The following is a 15516-nucleotide window of genomic DNA, read 5'->3' as shown; positions in this document are numbered from 1 at the left end:
GCCGCGAGCAGCCGATTTCACAGGCTGCCGCGGCGTTGTTTGCGTATATGTCCTAATTTCCGTTGTCCCGGGCGGTTTGGCGAAATTGCTTGGGAGACATCCCAAACCGCTTGCGGAATACTTTATGGAAATAGTTGTAGCTGGGAAAGCCGGAGCTTTCCGCGACAAGCTCAAGCGACAAGGGGCTGAAAATAATCCGCTCGCGCGCCATATTCAGCCGCACCTCCAGCGTGTACTGAATCATGCTGGTGCCAAATGCCTGCTTAAACAGATGCACTGCCCGCGATACACTGATGCCAACGTGGGTAGCGGCATCCTCCAGCTTAAAGGGAGAGGACGCGTTCTCTTCAATATAATTTTTCAGGCGGTGGGCAAGATAGGTGGGGTAGGTAGGCTGCGGCTGCTCCAGCAGGTTTCGCTCGATCTCCAAGCACAGGATTTTTAAGTAATACTCGGAGATTTCCGGCGTCGGATTGGAGATCCGGCGCTGCTCCAGCATGATCTGCCGGAAAGCCCCCACGATGCCTTCGGACAAGGGGACCTTCAAGCGATGGGGCAGCGGCCGGCGGCTCCACCAGGCTTCGATCCATTCCCCGGACAGAAAAATATGATAATCACCGCTGGTTACCGCCGATTCACCTGTGGTTCCGTTGGGCTCGGCTTCAATTTTTAACTCGTAGGGATCCCCAGGGGCAAACAGCAGCAAATCACCGGGCTCCAGCAGCTCGAGTCGGCCGTTTAACCGCGTGCGGCATTTGCCCGATGTCTGCAGTCGAATCAGGTAATTTTCGTGCCCATCCCATTGGGTTGTGTGGAACGGCTTGCGGTGCAGCGAATAGCCGGCATGCAAAATTTGCAGGTTTGTAGCTTCGTTCATGGTATCCTCCACAAGGTTCTCCGAAAAAAATAGCCAGATTGTTCATGTTTCAATCATATTATTCATTTTACAACGGAGCGTTTTGAAATACCATGGTACATGGAAGCGCTTCAGATAAAGTTGGCTTTATGCTTGACGGAAGTAGAGTTCAAGACGATTACTACGAATATGGATGAGGTGAACGAAATTATGACGCAGATTGGTTTGCAGTTGTATACGGTAAGAGATCATTTGGAACAGGATTTTGAAGGAACGCTGCGCAAGGTGGCGGAGCTTGGCTATAAGGGCGTGGAATTTGCCGGATTTTACGGCCGTTCGGTGGAGCAGGTACAGGCCATTTTGCAGGAAACCGGATTAACCGCGATCGGTGCGCATACCGCGTATACCCGGCTGAAAGAAGAGATGGACGAGGAATTAGCCTTTAACAAAGCGATTGGCAGCCGTTATATTATCGTTCCGTTTTTGGAAGAAGCCGATCGCAACCGCTGGAGTGAGATTATTGAGGATCTGAAAAAATTCGGCGAACGCTGTAAAAAGGAAGATTTGGTGCTTTGCTATCATAATCATGATTTTGAGCTCACATTGCAGCACGACGGCAAGCCGGCGCTGGATGCAATCTACGAACAAGTGCCCGCGTCTCTGCTGCAAGTTGAACTTGATTCCTGCTGGGTCTCGTTTGCCGGGTACAATCCTCTGGAATATATCGCTACATACCAGGGTCGGTTGCCGCTGGTTCATTGGAAGGACCTGACCAAGAAGTCGGACGGTTCGCCGGATACGGTTGAGCTGGGCCGCGGGGAAATCGCCATAACGGAGATCGGTGATGCGGCGATCGCTGCCGGAGTCGAATGGCTGATTGTTGAGCAGGACCATTGCGCCGGAGATTCGCTGGAGAGCATCAAGACCAGCATGGAATGGGTGCGAGCCTACGTGGAAAAAGGAGGTCAACTTCATGTCTAAAACGTTAAAGGTTGCGATCATCGGTTGCGGCGGGATTGCGAATGGCAAACACCTACCAAGCCTGGCGCAGCAGCCTGAAGTGGAAATGGTAGCATTCTGCGATATCATTGAGGAACGCGCCGCGAAAGCCGCCGAGCAATACGGGGCGGAGGGGGCCAAGATCTACACTGATTTCCATCAGCTGCTGGCGGAGAGCGACGCTGAAGTCGTACATGTTTGTACACCAAACGATTCCCATGCGGAGATTACAGTAGCTTCGCTGGAGTCCGGACGTCATGTCATGTGCGAGAAGCCGATGGCTAAGACGGCGGAGCAGGCCCGGCAAATGCTGGATGCGGCCAAACGCACGGGCAAAAAACTGTCGATCGCTTACCAGAACCGTTTCCGCAGCGACAGCTTGTACTTGAAGCAGCTCTGTGAGAACGGCGAGCTGGGCGATATTTATCTCGGCAAGGCGCTGGCGGTTCGCCGCCGGGCGGTGCCGACGTGGGGCGTGTTCCTGGATGAGGAGAAGCAAGGCGGCGGGCCGCTGATCGATATTGGCACCCATGCGCTGGACCTGACCCTTTGGCTGATGAACAACTACGAGCCAAAGAGTGTGACCGGTTCTGTCTTCCATAAGCTCGGTAACCGTGAAAATGCGGCGAACGCCTTTGGGCCCTGGAATCCGGAGGAATTTAAAGTAGAGGATTCCGCTTTTGGCTTTATCACGATGAAAAACGGGGCAACGATCATCCTTGAATCCAGTTGGGCGCTAAACGTCGTGGAGACCGGCGAAGCCAAAACGCTCCTGTGCGGTACGGAAGGCGGCGCGGACATGACCAATGGCCTGCGCATCAACGGCGAGAAGTTAAGCCGCTTGTATGAGACGAAGATTGACCTGAATGCAGGTGGCGTCGCGTTCTACGAAGGCAAGCAAGATACCGATGCCACGCGTGAGGCGAGAGCCTGGGTCAAGGCGATTCTTGAAGAGGAGGAGCCGCTGGTGAAGCCGGAGCAAGCGCTTGTTGTAACGGAGATTTTGGAGGCGATTTACGAGTCGGCCAGAACCGGAAAAACGGTTTATTTTGATTAATCACGGGAGGGACCTGGGATGAAATTAGGCGTATTTCTCGTATTGTTCGGAGGGCTCCCGCTGGAGCAGGCGTTGGATAAGGCGGCCGCCCAGGGGTTGAAAGCGGTCGAGATCGGGACCGGCGGTTATCCTGGCAACGCACATTGCAATCCGGATTTACTATTGGAGAGTAAGACGGAACGGGAGGCGTTCAAGAAGGCGGTTGAATCGCGCGGGCTTATGATCAGCGCCCTTAGCTGCCACGGGAATCCGCTGCATCCGCAAAAAGCGGTTGCCAAGGAATTCCATGATGCTTTCGTCAAGACCGTCCAATTGGCGGAGCTGCTGGAGGTGCCGGTCGTTAATACGTTCTCGGGCTGCCCAGGCGACCACGAAAACGCGAAATACCCGAACTGGCCGGTAGCGCCATGGCCCAACGATTATCAAGAAATCCTCGACTGGCAGTGGAGCAACAAGGTGATTCCATATTGGACGGAGATGGGCCGTTATGCGGCGGAGCATCACGTAAAGATCGGTCTGGAGCTGCACGGCGGCTTCTCCGTGCATACGCCGGCCACGCTGCTGCGCTTACGCGAAGCAGCCGGTGAGTCGATCGGTGCGAACCTGGACCCCAGCCATATGTGGTGGCAAGGGATTGATCCGGTCCAGGCGATTTCCATCCTTGGGCGGGCCGGTGCCATTCATCACTTCCATGCCAAGGATACGACGATCGATCCGGTGAACGTGAACCGTTACGGCTTGACGGATATGCAGCCTTACACGAACATGCTGGACCGGGCTTGGCAATTCCGCACCGTTGGTTATGGTCATGATTCGAAAACCTGGGCGGATATCATCAGCGCATTACGTCTATATGGTTACGACTATGTGGTCAGCATTGAGCATGAGGACGGACTGATGTCGATCGACGAAGGGTTAACGAAAGCCGTACGTCATCTACAGCAAGTCCTGATGGAGGACTCAGCCGCAGAAATGTGGTGGGTATAAGTTACAACCAGCGTAATATACTATATTAGCGGCCGCCGCCTGGGCGGCCGTTTTTTCAAATGACCGGGTCCCCCCCTTACTTTCCAAGGACAAATGTGCTATTATGAAATATACTAACAAAACGTAAGTTTTAAGCCTTTAGGCGGGCAATGATAACGAGGTGAAATTTATGGATGAGCATTCTCATGCGATGTGTCCGCGGTTTGAATCGGCTTTTTCGTTTCTAGGCAAGCGTTGGAACGGATTGATCATCAATACGCTGATGAGCGGGCCGAAACGATTCAAGGATATTTCCAATCAGATTCCTTCCATGAGCGATAAAATGTTGTCGGAGCGGATGAAGGATTTGGAATGTGAAGGGATCTTGATCCGTCATGTTTACCCTGAGACTCCGGTCCGGATTGAATATGAGTTGACCGAGAAGGGGCGGGCGCTTCGTCCCGTCATGGAACAGGTTCAGGCTTGGGCGACGGAGTGGATCAAGTGATCGGCATGCCGTTACCGGCGAGCGGGCGGCATGATAACAAATAGAAAGTGGGTGTACTTGTGGCTGAGGTCATTGTTATCGGAGCAGGACCGGCGGGAGCCAGCGCAGCGCTTTTCTTGGCTAAAGCAGGGAAAGAAACGCTTGTTCTGGACAGCAACGCCAGCATGACCAAACGGGCATGGATCGAAAATCATTACGGCGCGAAGGATATCTCTGGACCGGATCTGCTGAAGATCGGGCGAGAGCAAGCGGAGAAGTTCGGCGCGAAATTTATTGAGGAAAAAGTGACGGGCGTGGATACTAACGGCGGATCGAAAGTGACTGTCAAGACCGAATCCGGCCGCAGTTACGAAGCTTCCCATATCGTATTGGCCACCGGCGCATTAACCGATCTTGCAAGCGCTATCGGCTTAGAATTGAAGGAAGGCCGCGAACCGCGCATCAAAACGGTGATCGCTACGGATGGCGAAGGCCGTACGAGCATCCCGCGCGTTTGGGCGGCGGGAACGGTTGCCGGAGTAAGCGTGCACACGATTATCACTGCCGGCGACGGCGCTAAGGTCGCAATCGAGCTGATCAGCGAGCTGAACGGCGAGCGTTATGTAGATCACGACGTACTTAAGTAATCCATCGGAACATAGGAAGGCCTCCTGAACAGGAGGCCTTTTATTTATGCAAATGCAAGGCTTGCGGCCGCAAAGTGAGCGCAATCACCAAGACAGGGGCTCCCGTGAAGTAAGGTGAAGAGGTAAATGAACTTCAATTTTCTCGGGAGGTTTAAGTAATGGAAACTAATTCAATGCATTTTCAATTGACCGATAAAGTTCGAGATATCGTACTGCGGTTTCCCAAAGCCGCGGATTATTTCCGGCAACAAAAGATCGACTTTTGCTGCGGTGGGAATCGTCCGTTAGACGAAGCAGCGGCCGAACGAGGTATTTCGGCAGACCCGCTGCTGGAGGATCTGAACCGTATGCTGGCGGAGCATCCGCATACCAGCGAGGGAGAGAACTGGCTGAACGCCTCCTCCGCGGATCTGGTTGGACATATTGTAGGCAAACATCACCGATATTTACGGGAGGAGCTCCCCGAGATCCAGAAGTACGTAACCAAGGTTGCCCGCGTTCATGGGGAATCCGACACCCACCTGCTGGAGGTCGCTCGCCTATTTGGGGATTTGCGGCGCGAGCTGTTGGAGCATACCGATAAGGAAGAGGCGGAGGTGTTCCCGAAAATGCTCAACTGGGAGGTTGGCCAAGAGCCGGAGGTGCTTGAGAAACTGCAGGCGGCGATCACCGAGCTGGAAGCGGAGCATGATGGTGCAGGAGATATCTTAAAACAGCTGCGCGAGTTAACCGAAGATTTTCAGCCGCCGATGCATGCTTGTACGACGTACCGCTTGACTTACGCGCGTCTGGAGGAATTGGAAGGCATGACCTTTACCCATGTGCATCTGGAGAATAACGTGTTATTTCCGCGTTACACCGAATAGCTTACTTTAATTTCAGCCCCATCGTCTAAATCTGATTTGAGAACCTGCGTCTTGTCCGGTATCCTTAAGGTAGGGAATATTCTACTGCCCGGGTTGGGACAATGTAATAAGAAAGGCGGGGCGGCGATGGCAATGCGAAAGAGATGGCGATGGCTTGTGGGATGGATGGCAGGTATAGCGTTACTCGTATCGGCCTGCGCCCAAGGCCAAATTACCGATCAACCGGCGCCGACGGAAACGCAGCTTACGGAGAAAGAGGAGTCCCACGATATCTCGTTGATGATCGATGGGGGGACCTTTATTCCCGATGTGACGCGCAGCCTGCATTACGATTATCGGGATGGGTTAACGGCGCGGCGTGCGCTGGAGAGCAGCGGGATCGTCAGGTTTACCGAGGATCGGGCAGCGATCCAATCGGTTGGGGAAGTGTCGCTGGATTCCACGCTGGAATGGGGTACCCGATTGAATGACAAAGAGCTGGCTTCCAGCGGCTGGGATCAAGATCTGCAGGTCGGGGACAAGCTGCTGGTTTATGTCAAGACGGTTGACAGCTTTGAGGCGATCCCACATCAAGCATCTTTGCTGCTGATTATCGACGGGGGCAGCCAGAAGAAGTATTATGTGAATAAATATGACGACAATACGACGGTCCGGGATCTTCTGAAGCGCAGCAATATCGTTCAGTTTACTCCCAACAATAAATCCATCGTTTCGGTTGGCGGGTATACGCCGAAGGAGAATGAACAGTGGACCCTGAAGGTGAATGGGAAGAAGCTGCTGGATACCGGCCTGGACATGAGATTAAAACCTCAGGATAATGTGGAGATCGTGTTGAAACAAAAATAGTGCGAATGAGAAATTTTTTGGATGGAATCCGCATCCCGGTTATTACCGGGGCGGATTTTTTTTATTTCAATAGGTTTCCCCAAATAGTTATGACAAAACTTTGTTCAAACTTTCACAATTAATGTGAATGTAATCACAAGGTACCTACAATTTAAAATATATACTAGGTTCATCACTTAAAAATTGAACTATCGTGGAGAGTTAGAGATCAAGGTAATTATTGGAGGAGGCATTACGAACATGGGTACTGACAGAGAGAAACTAGTCGTGATCGGGAATGGGATGGCCGGCATCAGCGCGGTGGAGCAAATCCTGAAGCTGACTACGAAATTTGACATTACGGTATTCGGAAGCGAGCCGCATCCGAACTATAACCGGATTATGTTGTCGTACGTGCTGGAAGGCAGCAAGACGATGGATGACATCGTGCTAAACGATTTGAATTGGTATCACGACAACGGCATTACCTTGCACATGGGAACAACGGTCGAGCGGATCGACAGCGAAGCCAAAGAGGTGGTGGCTGAAGGCGGGCAACGCATTCCTTATGACAAGGTGCTGATCGCTACCGGCTCCACTTCGTTTATTTTGCCGATTCCGGGCAGCGATAAAGAAGGGGTTGTTGGTTTCCGCGATATCGCGGACTGCGAGCAAATGCTGGAGGCGGCGAAAACCTGCAAGAAGGCGGCGGTCATCGGCGGTGGATTGCTTGGTTTGGAAGCGGCTAAAGGGCTTGTGCAATTGGGGATGGACGTTACGGTTGTGCATTTGATGGAAGACTTGATGGAACGCCAGTTGGATCATCAAGCGGCCGGCATGCTGAAGGCGGAGCTTGAGCGGCAAGGCATCAAGTTTAAGATGGGCGCGCAAACGACGGAGCTGCTTGGCGACCGCCGGGTCAGCGGCCTGCGCTTTGCCGATGGCACCGAGTTAGAGGCAGAGTTTGTCGTGATGGCTGTTGGGATCAAACCCAACGTTGCCGTCGCCAAAGCCAGCGGCATGGAAGTGAACCGCGGGATCGTGGTGAACGACTACATGCAAACCTCGCTGGAAGGCGTCTATTCGGTGGGTGAATGCACCGAGCATCGCGGGATCTGCTACGGCCTGGTGGCACCGTTGTTCGAACAGGGGATCGTGATGGCGAAGCATATCAGCGGCGTGGACACCGCTCCTTATGAAGGCTCGGTCGTATCGACCAAGCTGAAGATTTCCGGCGTGGATGTATTCTCCACCGGCGAATTTATCGACGGGCCGGAACATACGGTGATCGCCAGCAAGGACGATTGGAAACGCACGTATAAGAAAATCCTGCTGAAGGACGGCAAGCTGGTAGGATCGGTGTTGTTCGGCGACATCTCGGATTCGGCCGAGCTGCAGAAGCTGATTAAGCAAGGCGCAGAAATGACCGACGAGTTGTACGAGTCGCTGATGGGCGGCGGCTGCTGCGGCGGCGGAGGCAAGAAGAAGGCTTCGGTCGAAACGATGAGCGATGAGGAGATTGTTTGCGGATGTAACGGGGTCACCAAAGGTACGATCGTCGATTGCGTGGTGAACCGGGGCATGACCACGGTGGACGAGATCAAGGCTAGCACCGGGGCGACCCGTTCTTGCGGCGGCTGTAAACCGGTCGTCGAGCAAATCCTGCAATATGTGCTTGGTGACGGCTTTACGCAAACGGCAAAGCAGGGCATCTGCGGTTGTACTACGCTCAGTCGCGACGAGATCGTGGCGGAGATCAAGGCGAAAGGACTGCAAACCACCAAAGAGGTCATGAACGTGCTTGGATGGTCGCAGCCGGAAGGCTGCTCGAAGTGTCGGCCGGCCATCAACTACTATTTGGGTATGATCTATCCGGATACGCATGAGGATGAGAAGGCTTCGCGTTTCGTCAACGAACGGATGAACGCCAACATTCAAAAGGACGGTACGTATACGGTGGTGCCGCGGATGTACGGCGGCGTAACGACGCCGGAAGATCTGAAGAAAATCGCGGATGTCTCCCTGAAATACGATGTCAAAGTGGTTAAGGTCACAGGCGGTCAGCGGCTTGATCTGATCGGTGTGAAGAAAGAGGATCTGCCTAACGTGTGGGCGGAGCTGGATATGCCGTCAGGTTATGCTTACGCGAAATCGCTGCGTACCGTCAAAACATGTGTGGGCTCGCAATTCTGTCGCTTCGGCACCCAGGATTCGATGGGGATGGGCGCGCTGCTGGAACGCAAGTTCGAGCGGCTTGACTTCCCGGCCAAATTTAAGATGGCGGTCAACGGCTGTCCACGGAACTGCGCCGAATCGTGTACGAAGGATATCGGCATCGTCGGTAACGACGGCGGTTGGGAAATCTTTATCGGCGGCAACGGCGGGATCAAGGCGCGGTTAGCAGATTCGCTGTGCAAGGTGAAAACCGATGAGGAACTGATCGAGCTGTGCGGTGCAATTATGCAGTATTACCGCGAAACCGGCAACTACTTGGAGAGAACGTCGGAGTGGGTAGAACGGTTGGGCCTTGAACACATCCGCTCGGTCGTGGTCGACAATCTCGAGAACCGCAAAGCACTAATGGAACGGATTGAATTTGCCTTGAAGCAAGTGACGGATCCTTGGAAAAAAGTACTGAACGACGATGAGCAACGCGGCAAATTGTATCATTCGTTGGAAATGAGCAACCAGCTGTAACACAACGTTTAAAGCGAAAGGGGTTATGGAGCAATGAAAATGGAGATGAACGGCGAAACGTTCTACCCGGTTGGCGCCTTGGAGGATTTTCTGCCACAGATCGGACGCGTTGTGGAGCTGGGCGGCCTATCGATCGCCGTGTTCCGCACGTCGGACAGCCGCATTTTTGCGGCGCTGAACCAAAATCCACATCCGAAGGGCGGACCGCTGGCCGAGGGCATCGTTTCGGGTCATTATCTGTATGATCCGTTGTACGACTGGAAAATCGACCTGACCACCGGGCTTGTTCAAGCCCCGGATACGGGACAGGTAGCGATGGTTCCGGTGAAGGTGGAGAACGGGCAAGTTTTCATTGCCGCAGCCGAGCTGCAGCAAGTGTAACGCGGCGAATGCCGGCGCGGTGATCGGAAGGTCGCCGCGCTTTTTTTGCGGCTTTAGCCGGTTGAGCTCGCGAAGCGTGCGAAACAAAAAACCACCCGCTATGCGGGTGGAGGGACCTAGGGTTTGACCAACAAGACCATTCCGATAAAATTGAGATGTTCAGGCTCAAAATGAAAGGAATGGTCTTAGATGGCAAACAAGAATTACAGTCTAGCTCACACAAAGTGGATGTGTAAATACCACATTGTGTTCACCCCGAAGTATAGACGGAAAGAGATCTACAATCAAGTGAGAAAAGATTTGATCGAAATATTCAAACGTCTATGTAAATACAAGGGGGTGGAAATTTTAGAAGGTCACATGATGCCAGATCATGTGCACATGCTGGTCGCGATTCCACCAAAGATATCGGTAGCATCGTTCATGGGATACCTAAAGGGGAAAAGCTCGCTGATGGTCTTTGAAAAGCATGCCCAACTGAAGTACAAATATGGGAATCGAAAATTTTGGGCAGAGGGCTATTATGTGAGTACAGTAGGCCTAAATGAAGCCACAGTAGCCAAATACATTCGTGAACAAGAAGCACACGACCAAGCCATAGATAAATTGAGTGTAAAAGAATACGAAGATCCGTTTAGCAGTAATAGCAGCAAAAAGAAATAAACCCGTTTAACGGGTGAGTGAAGGTGACAAATTACATTGAGCCTGAACAACCATGTTGTCAGGCTGGCGTCTTTAGGCGCAGTTTGGTAACAGGGGGTTATACCCCAAGAGCAAACCACCCGTTGGACGGGTGGTTATGATTGAAGCTTGTAAGCAGAAATTGGGGAGGAGCCAAAATGTTTACACCTAATGTAGAAGCCATTGTGGAAGCGGCGGTCAAGAAGAAGGAAAAGATGAACGAAAGCTTGCCGAGATATCTCGTATCGGCGATGTTGGCAGGAGCATATGTCGGGCTAGGTATTATCTTAATCTTCAGCATCGGCGGGCCGCTGGCGGCGGTTAAATCACCGTATCAGACGATGCTAATGGGGATGTCCTTTGGTCTCGCCCTGACGCTGGTAGTGTTCGCCGGATCCGAGCTGTTTACCGGTAACAATATGTTTTTTACAGCAAGCACACTCGCGAAGCGGACGACGGTGGGAGATACGGCGAAGAACTGGACGCTCGTATTTCTTGGCAATCTGGCGGGCGCGCTAGTGCTTTGCCTGCTGATCGTCGGCAGCGGCTTGTTCAAGACGGCCGCGCCGGAGCATTTGATCTTTGCCGCTTCGGCGAAGAAGATGGGGGCCCCGGTGACGGAGCTGTTTTTTCGCGGGATTCTATGTAACTGGCTCGTGTGCCTCGCGCTGTGGATGGCGAACCGGGCCAAGGAGGATATCGCCAAGCTCGTTCTGATCTGGTGGTGTCTCTATGCGTTTATCGCCAGCGGCTACGAGCATAGCGTGGCTAATATGACCCTGCTTAGCCTGTCGCTGCTGCTGCCGAATCATCCGGATACGGTTACGATCGCCGGTTGGCTGCATAACATGGTGCCGGTCACGTTGGGTAATATGGTGGGTGGTGCGGTATTCGTCGGTATGGCTTACTGGTTTATTTCGCCCGTTCGCAAGAAGGCATAGGGCGCTTAATTTGCACTGAATCCCCAAGTCGATCGGGTAGAGATGCGGCTTGGGGATGTTTTGCGTGTCAAAAAGAACAAAGCAAAAAACCGCCCGATCAGAAAGGGACGGTTCGATAAGCTGGAGCTCCTGTCTATATGGCGAAAGCTGCCGCCGATTAAATGCGGCAAATTTCGTTCGGGCACAGCTCGCAGTGGCAAATATCCTGCAGCATGACGAGGTCTTTGATCACGATCATGCCGTTTTCGTATTCCAGTGCGTCCTTCTTGCGCAGGTCGCTCAGCATACGGTTCACGCTCTCGCGCGTAGCCCCGATCATGTTGGACAAGTCGGTGTGGGTGATTTTCTTGTTAATCAGAATCGTGTCTCCATGTTGTTCGCCGTACGTATTGCTGAGGCGGATTAACGTCGAGCAAAGAGCGCCCGGTTTGCCGTACATCATCAAATCGCGGAATTTGGTTTGCGTCAGTCGGTGATGAATACCCATCCATTTCATGAAATCGATGGCGAAATCGCAATGCTGGCAGATCATGATCTCCAGATCCTTCTGCTCGATGACCCCAATTTCGCAGTCTTCGATGACCTCGGCGGTAAAGCTGTGCTTCGAGCTAAAGAACGGGTCAGCCTGACCGACCATGTCGCCGCGTCCGTACATGTACAGGATCAGTTCTTTGCCTTCATCCGTCGATTTCGTCAACTTCACGCGGCCGCGTTTGATGTAGAACAGTTTATCGGAAAAGTCACCTTCCCAGAATAAATGCGTCCCCTCGGGGTAGGCCTTGTCTTTCATCGTAACGAGTAGGCGATTGAAGTTCTGCTCTGTAAAACAGCTCGTATTACCGCGGGGTAGGGTGGCATTTACAATTTCACTCATCATCGATTTCCCCTTTGTACTCCAAATTTTTCTGAAAATTTTAAATTAATTATATAACGTTTTTTTGATTTTTTGGGGGCTGTAAAGCCTGAAAAAGTGTCGAAATTTCAACATTGTGAGAAAATTCACTTTGTTGAATCGTAGAAATGCGCTATACGAGGCGCAAGATAAAGGGCTATTCCCCAAAAAAAAGAATGTCGGATTTTCCGCACATTGTAAAGTATATATGAAAATAAAATCATGGCAAGTGAAAACTTTCAACTTTTTTAAAGTATGTGAAAAAATTCACTATACAAAGACAAAACCCTGTGCTATGATCAAGACATAAAGAGAAGCGCACAAGCTTCGTAAGGGCAGGCTTGCAAGTGAAAATTTTCACGAGTAATATCACCCGTTATTTGCAGGCAAATCCTTAATAAATCTTAGGAGGATGAGAGAGATGGCCGTTAAAAACGAAGTGGCTCCAAAAGCACAGGCAACCGCACAAGATTACATTCAGACCTTGATTGACAAAGCGAAGAAAGCATCCGAAGCATTCATGAGCATGGATCAAGAGCAAATCGACAACATCGTGCAAGCTATGGCTTTGGCAGGGCTCGACAAACACATGCATCTTGCAAAACTGGCGATTGAAGAAACCGGCCGCGGGGTGTACGAGGACAAAATCATTAAGAACATGTTTGCGACCGAGTATATCTGGCACAGCATCAAGTACGACAAAACGGTAGGCGTCATCGAAGACAATCCTTACGACAGCTTCCAAAAAATCGCCGAGCCGGTTGGGATCATCATGGGGATTACCCCGGTCACGAACCCAACGTCGACCACCATCTTTAAATCTCTGATCGCCATCAAAACACGCAACCCGATCATCTTCGGTTTCCATCCATCCGCTCAAGCCTGCAGCACGGAAGCCGCTAAAATATTGCTCGAAGCTGCCGTTAAACACGGGGCACCTGCGGACTGTATCCAATGGATCGAAAATCCTTCCATGGACCGCACGAACGCGCTGATGAATCACCCGGACGTGGCTTGCATCCTGGCTACCGGCGGTTCCGCGATGGTAAAAGCCGCTTATAGCTGCGGAAAACCGGCCCTTGGCGTTGGCCCTGGTAACGTACCTTGCTTCATTGAGAAGAGCGCTGATCTGGATCAAGCGGTTAACGACCTGATTCTGTCCAAAACGTTCGACAACGGTATGATTTGTGCATCCGAGCAAGCGGTAATTATCGAAGAGCCGATTTTTGACCAAGTGAAGAAGAAAATGATCGCCAACGGCTGTTATTTCGTAAATAAAGACGAAGCTGCCAAGCTGACCGCAGGCGCCATCATTGCCGATAAATGTGCAGTGAACCCTGCGATCGTAGGCCAACCGGCCGTAAAAATCGCAGAAATGTGCGGGATCGATGTCCCGGCTGGAACGAAAATTCTCGTAGCCGAAATCGACGGCGTTGGCCCGAAATTCCCGTTGTCCGCTGAGAAGCTGAGCCCGGTGCTCGCTTGCTACAAAGTGAAAAACGCGGAACAAGGGATCGAACGTGCCTTGGAAGTCGTTCAATTCGGCGGTATGGGTCACTCCTCGGTCATTCATTCGAACAATGAAGAAGTGATCCAAAAATTCTCGGATAAGCTGCCAACTTGCCGGATCCTGGTAAACCAACCATCCTCGCAGGGCGGTATCGGCGACATCTACAACACGAACCTGCCGTCGCTGACGCTGGGCTGCGGATCGTACGGTCGTAACTCGACTTCGTCGAACGTCACCGCAATCAATCTGATCAACGTGAAAAGGGTGAATCGTCGTACCGTGAATATGCAATGGTTTAAAGTGCCTAGCAAAATCTACTTTGAGAAAAACTCGACGCAATACCTGGCCAAAATGCCGGACATTTCCCGCGTGCTGATCGTTACCGACCCAATGATGGTGAAGCTCGGTTATGTCGAAAGAGTTGAGCACTATCTGCGCCAACGCCAAACGCCGGTTGCCATCGAAGTCTTCTCGGACGTTGAACCGGATCCGTCGACTACGACAGTCGAACGCGGTACCGAGCTGATGGCCAAGTTCCAACCGGACTGCATCATCGCCTTGGGCGGCGGTTCGCCGATGGATGCTGCGAAAGGCATGTGGCTGTTCTATGAATATCCGGATACCGACTTCCATAACCTGAAGCAAAAATTCATGGATATCCGTAAACGGATCTATAAATACCCACGTCTGGGTCAAAAAGCGAAATTCGTTGCGATTCCGACAACGTCGGGTACCGGTTCCGAAGTCACCTCGTTTGCGGTAATTACGGATAAAATCAACGGCAACACGAAATACCCGCTGGCCGATTACGAGTTGACGCCAGACGTAGCAATCATCGATCCTGAGTTCGTATACAGCTTGCCGAAAGTGGCTGTAGCCGACACGGGTATGGACGTGCTGACCCATGCGATCGAAGCTTACGTTTCGGTCATGGCGAACGACTATACGGACGGTTTGGCGATCAAAGCGATTCAGCTGGTATTCCAATACCTGGAGAAATCGGCGCTGACCGGCGACAAGCTGGCCCGCGAGAAAATGCACAACGCTTCGACGCTCGCAGGGATGGCGTTCGCCAACGCGTTCCTCGGCATCAACCACAGCTTGGCGCATAAATGGGGTGGTCAATACCATACGGCACATGGACGCACCAATGCGATCCTGATGCCGCACGTCATCCGCTACAATGCGAAGAAACCAACGAAATTCGCCGCATGGCCGAAATACACGAACTTCGTGGCTGACGAGCGGTACGCAGAAATCGCCCGCATCCTGGGTCTGCCGGCACGCACAACGGAAGAAGGCGTAAAGAGCTTGATCAAAGCGATCCGCGACCTGAACAAGAAGCTGGGAATTCCGGAAACGTTCCAGGAGCTTGGCTTCGATCCGAAGGATTTCGAATCGCGTGTTGATTACCTGGCGGACCGTGCATTCGAAGACCAATGTACAACGGCGAATCCGAAGCTGCCGCTGGTTAGCGAGCTGGCCGAAGTATACCGCGACGCCTTCTATGGAAGATTTGAAGAATAAGTGAACAGCCTTGCATGAAAACGTGACAAATATCACTTAATGTGATATTTGTCACAATCTTTTTAGGGCGGTTAAGCTATGATTACAGTATAAATGATCCCTCATAGAGATGATGGAGTGGAACCCCGGTCAATGGCCGGGCACAATATTTGTCTGAGTTGTGAAAAGTATCACAAATTTAAAG

Annotated in this window: 14 protein-coding genes; 12 read left to right on the top strand and 2 right to left on the bottom strand. The window is 52.0% G+C overall.

Annotated features, from left to right (window positions below; translation table 11 throughout):
- Positions 1-52 precede the first annotated feature (52 nt).
- Entirely contained in the window at positions 53-877 is an 825-nt protein-coding gene (locus BN3277_RS14185; protein ID WP_059043683.1) for an AraC family transcriptional regulator, read from the bottom strand.
- A 189-nt stretch (positions 878-1066) separates the two neighbouring features.
- On the opposite strand from BN3277_RS14185, the gene BN3277_RS14180 reads away from it, so the two are divergent.
- The 11 genes from BN3277_RS14180 (at position 1067) to BN3277_RS14130 (ending at position 11403) form a co-directional block, all read left to right on the top strand.
- Complete coding sequence (locus BN3277_RS14180) at positions 1067-1837, top strand: sugar phosphate isomerase/epimerase family protein (RefSeq protein WP_059044814.1); 771 nt, start codon at positions 1067-1069, stop codon at positions 1835-1837.
- Entirely contained in the window at positions 1830-2912 is a 1083-nt protein-coding gene (locus BN3277_RS14175; RefSeq protein ID WP_059043681.1) for a Gfo/Idh/MocA family protein, read from the top strand. Before BN3277_RS14180 ends, BN3277_RS14175 begins: the two co-directional genes overlap by 8 nt.
- 18 nt (positions 2913-2930) lie before the next feature.
- Positions 2931-3899, top strand: coding sequence for a sugar phosphate isomerase/epimerase family protein (locus BN3277_RS14170; RefSeq protein WP_059043679.1), 969 nt, complete (start codon positions 2931-2933; stop codon positions 3897-3899).
- A 169-nt stretch (positions 3900-4068) separates the two neighbouring features.
- Positions 4069-4386 (top strand): winged helix-turn-helix transcriptional regulator, encoded by a 318-nt coding sequence (locus BN3277_RS14165; RefSeq protein ID WP_059043677.1) that lies wholly within the window; start codon positions 4069-4071, stop codon positions 4384-4386.
- Between the two features lie 59 nt (positions 4387-4445).
- Positions 4446-5012 carry an FAD-dependent oxidoreductase gene (locus BN3277_RS14160; RefSeq protein ID WP_059043676.1) on the top strand — a complete coding sequence of 189 codons (567 nt, stop codon included), beginning with the start codon at positions 4446-4448 and terminating at the stop codon, positions 5010-5012.
- Between the two features lie 158 nt (positions 5013-5170).
- Positions 5171-5878, top strand: a complete 708-nt coding sequence (gene ric, locus BN3277_RS14155) for an iron-sulfur cluster repair di-iron protein (RefSeq protein WP_232436425.1) — start codon at positions 5171-5173, stop codon at positions 5876-5878.
- Between the two features lie 126 nt (positions 5879-6004).
- Positions 6005-6724 carry a DUF4430 domain-containing protein gene (locus BN3277_RS14150; RefSeq protein ID WP_148501046.1) on the top strand — a complete coding sequence of 240 codons (720 nt, stop codon included), beginning with the start codon at positions 6005-6007 and terminating at the stop codon, positions 6722-6724.
- 240 nt (positions 6725-6964) lie between these two features.
- The gene (gene nirB, locus BN3277_RS14145) at positions 6965-9400 is read left to right on the top strand and encodes a nitrite reductase large subunit NirB (RefSeq protein ID WP_059043672.1); all 2436 of its coding nucleotides are present in this window, start codon (positions 6965-6967) and stop codon (positions 9398-9400) included.
- Between the two features lie 33 nt (positions 9401-9433).
- The gene (nirD, locus tag BN3277_RS14140) at positions 9434-9781 is read left to right on the top strand and encodes a nitrite reductase small subunit NirD (protein WP_059043670.1); all 348 of its coding nucleotides are present in this window, start codon (positions 9434-9436) and stop codon (positions 9779-9781) included.
- Between the two features lie 189 nt (positions 9782-9970).
- The gene (gene tnpA / locus BN3277_RS14135; protein ID WP_059040449.1) at positions 9971-10444 is read left to right on the top strand and encodes an IS200/IS605 family transposase; all 474 of its coding nucleotides are present in this window, start codon (positions 9971-9973) and stop codon (positions 10442-10444) included.
- A gap of 176 nt (positions 10445-10620) precedes the next feature.
- Positions 10621-11403: a formate/nitrite transporter family protein gene (locus tag BN3277_RS14130; protein ID WP_059043668.1), complete on the top strand. Its 783-nt coding sequence runs from the start codon at positions 10621-10623 to the stop codon at positions 11401-11403.
- Positions 11404-11560: 157 nt separating this feature from the next.
- On the opposite strand, the gene BN3277_RS14125 is transcribed toward BN3277_RS14130, so the two are convergent.
- The gene (locus BN3277_RS14125; RefSeq protein ID WP_059043666.1) at positions 11561-12277 is read right to left on the bottom strand and encodes a Crp/Fnr family transcriptional regulator; all 717 of its coding nucleotides are present in this window, start codon (positions 12275-12277) and stop codon (positions 11561-11563) included.
- A gap of 439 nt (positions 12278-12716) precedes the next feature.
- On the opposite strand from BN3277_RS14125, the gene adhE reads away from it, so the two are divergent.
- Positions 12717-15332, top strand: coding sequence for a bifunctional acetaldehyde-CoA/alcohol dehydrogenase (gene adhE / locus BN3277_RS14120; RefSeq protein ID WP_059043664.1), 2616 nt, complete (start codon positions 12717-12719; stop codon positions 15330-15332).
- The last annotated feature ends 184 nt before the right edge of the window (positions 15333-15516 follow it).

Source organism: Paenibacillus rubinfantis, assembly GCF_001486505.1.
In the GTDB taxonomy this organism is placed as follows: Bacteria; Bacillota; Bacilli; order Paenibacillales; family Paenibacillaceae; genus Fontibacillus; species Fontibacillus rubinfantis.
This window is presented reverse-complemented; position numbering and strand designations above follow the sequence as displayed.

Coding starts and splice junctions, on each gene's coding strand:
- BN3277_RS14185 (WP_059043683.1), bottom strand. CDS start 877: ATGAACGAAGCTACAAACCTGCAAATTTTGCATGCCGGCTATTCGCTG.
- BN3277_RS14180 (WP_059044814.1), top strand. CDS start 1,067: ATGACGCAGATTGGTTTGCAGTTGTATACGGTAAGAGATCATTTGGAA.
- BN3277_RS14175 (WP_059043681.1), top strand. CDS start 1,830: ATGTCTAAAACGTTAAAGGTTGCGATCATCGGTTGCGGCGGGATTGCG.
- BN3277_RS14170 (WP_059043679.1), top strand. CDS start 2,931: ATGAAATTAGGCGTATTTCTCGTATTGTTCGGAGGGCTCCCGCTGGAG.
- BN3277_RS14165 (WP_059043677.1), top strand. CDS start 4,069: ATGGATGAGCATTCTCATGCGATGTGTCCGCGGTTTGAATCGGCTTTT.
- ric (WP_232436425.1), top strand. CDS start 5,171: ATGGAAACTAATTCAATGCATTTTCAATTGACCGATAAAGTTCGAGAT.
- BN3277_RS14150 (WP_148501046.1), top strand. CDS start 6,005: ATGGCAATGCGAAAGAGATGGCGATGGCTTGTGGGATGGATGGCAGGT.
- nirB (WP_059043672.1), top strand. CDS start 6,965: ATGGGTACTGACAGAGAGAAACTAGTCGTGATCGGGAATGGGATGGCC.
- nirD (WP_059043670.1), top strand. CDS start 9,434: ATGAAAATGGAGATGAACGGCGAAACGTTCTACCCGGTTGGCGCCTTG.
- tnpA (WP_059040449.1), top strand. CDS start 9,971: ATGGCAAACAAGAATTACAGTCTAGCTCACACAAAGTGGATGTGTAAA.
- BN3277_RS14130 (WP_059043668.1), top strand. CDS start 10,621: ATGTTTACACCTAATGTAGAAGCCATTGTGGAAGCGGCGGTCAAGAAG.
- BN3277_RS14125 (WP_059043666.1), bottom strand. CDS start 12,277: ATGAGTGAAATTGTAAATGCCACCCTACCCCGCGGTAATACGAGCTGT.
- adhE (WP_059043664.1), top strand. CDS start 12,717: ATGGCCGTTAAAAACGAAGTGGCTCCAAAAGCACAGGCAACCGCACAA.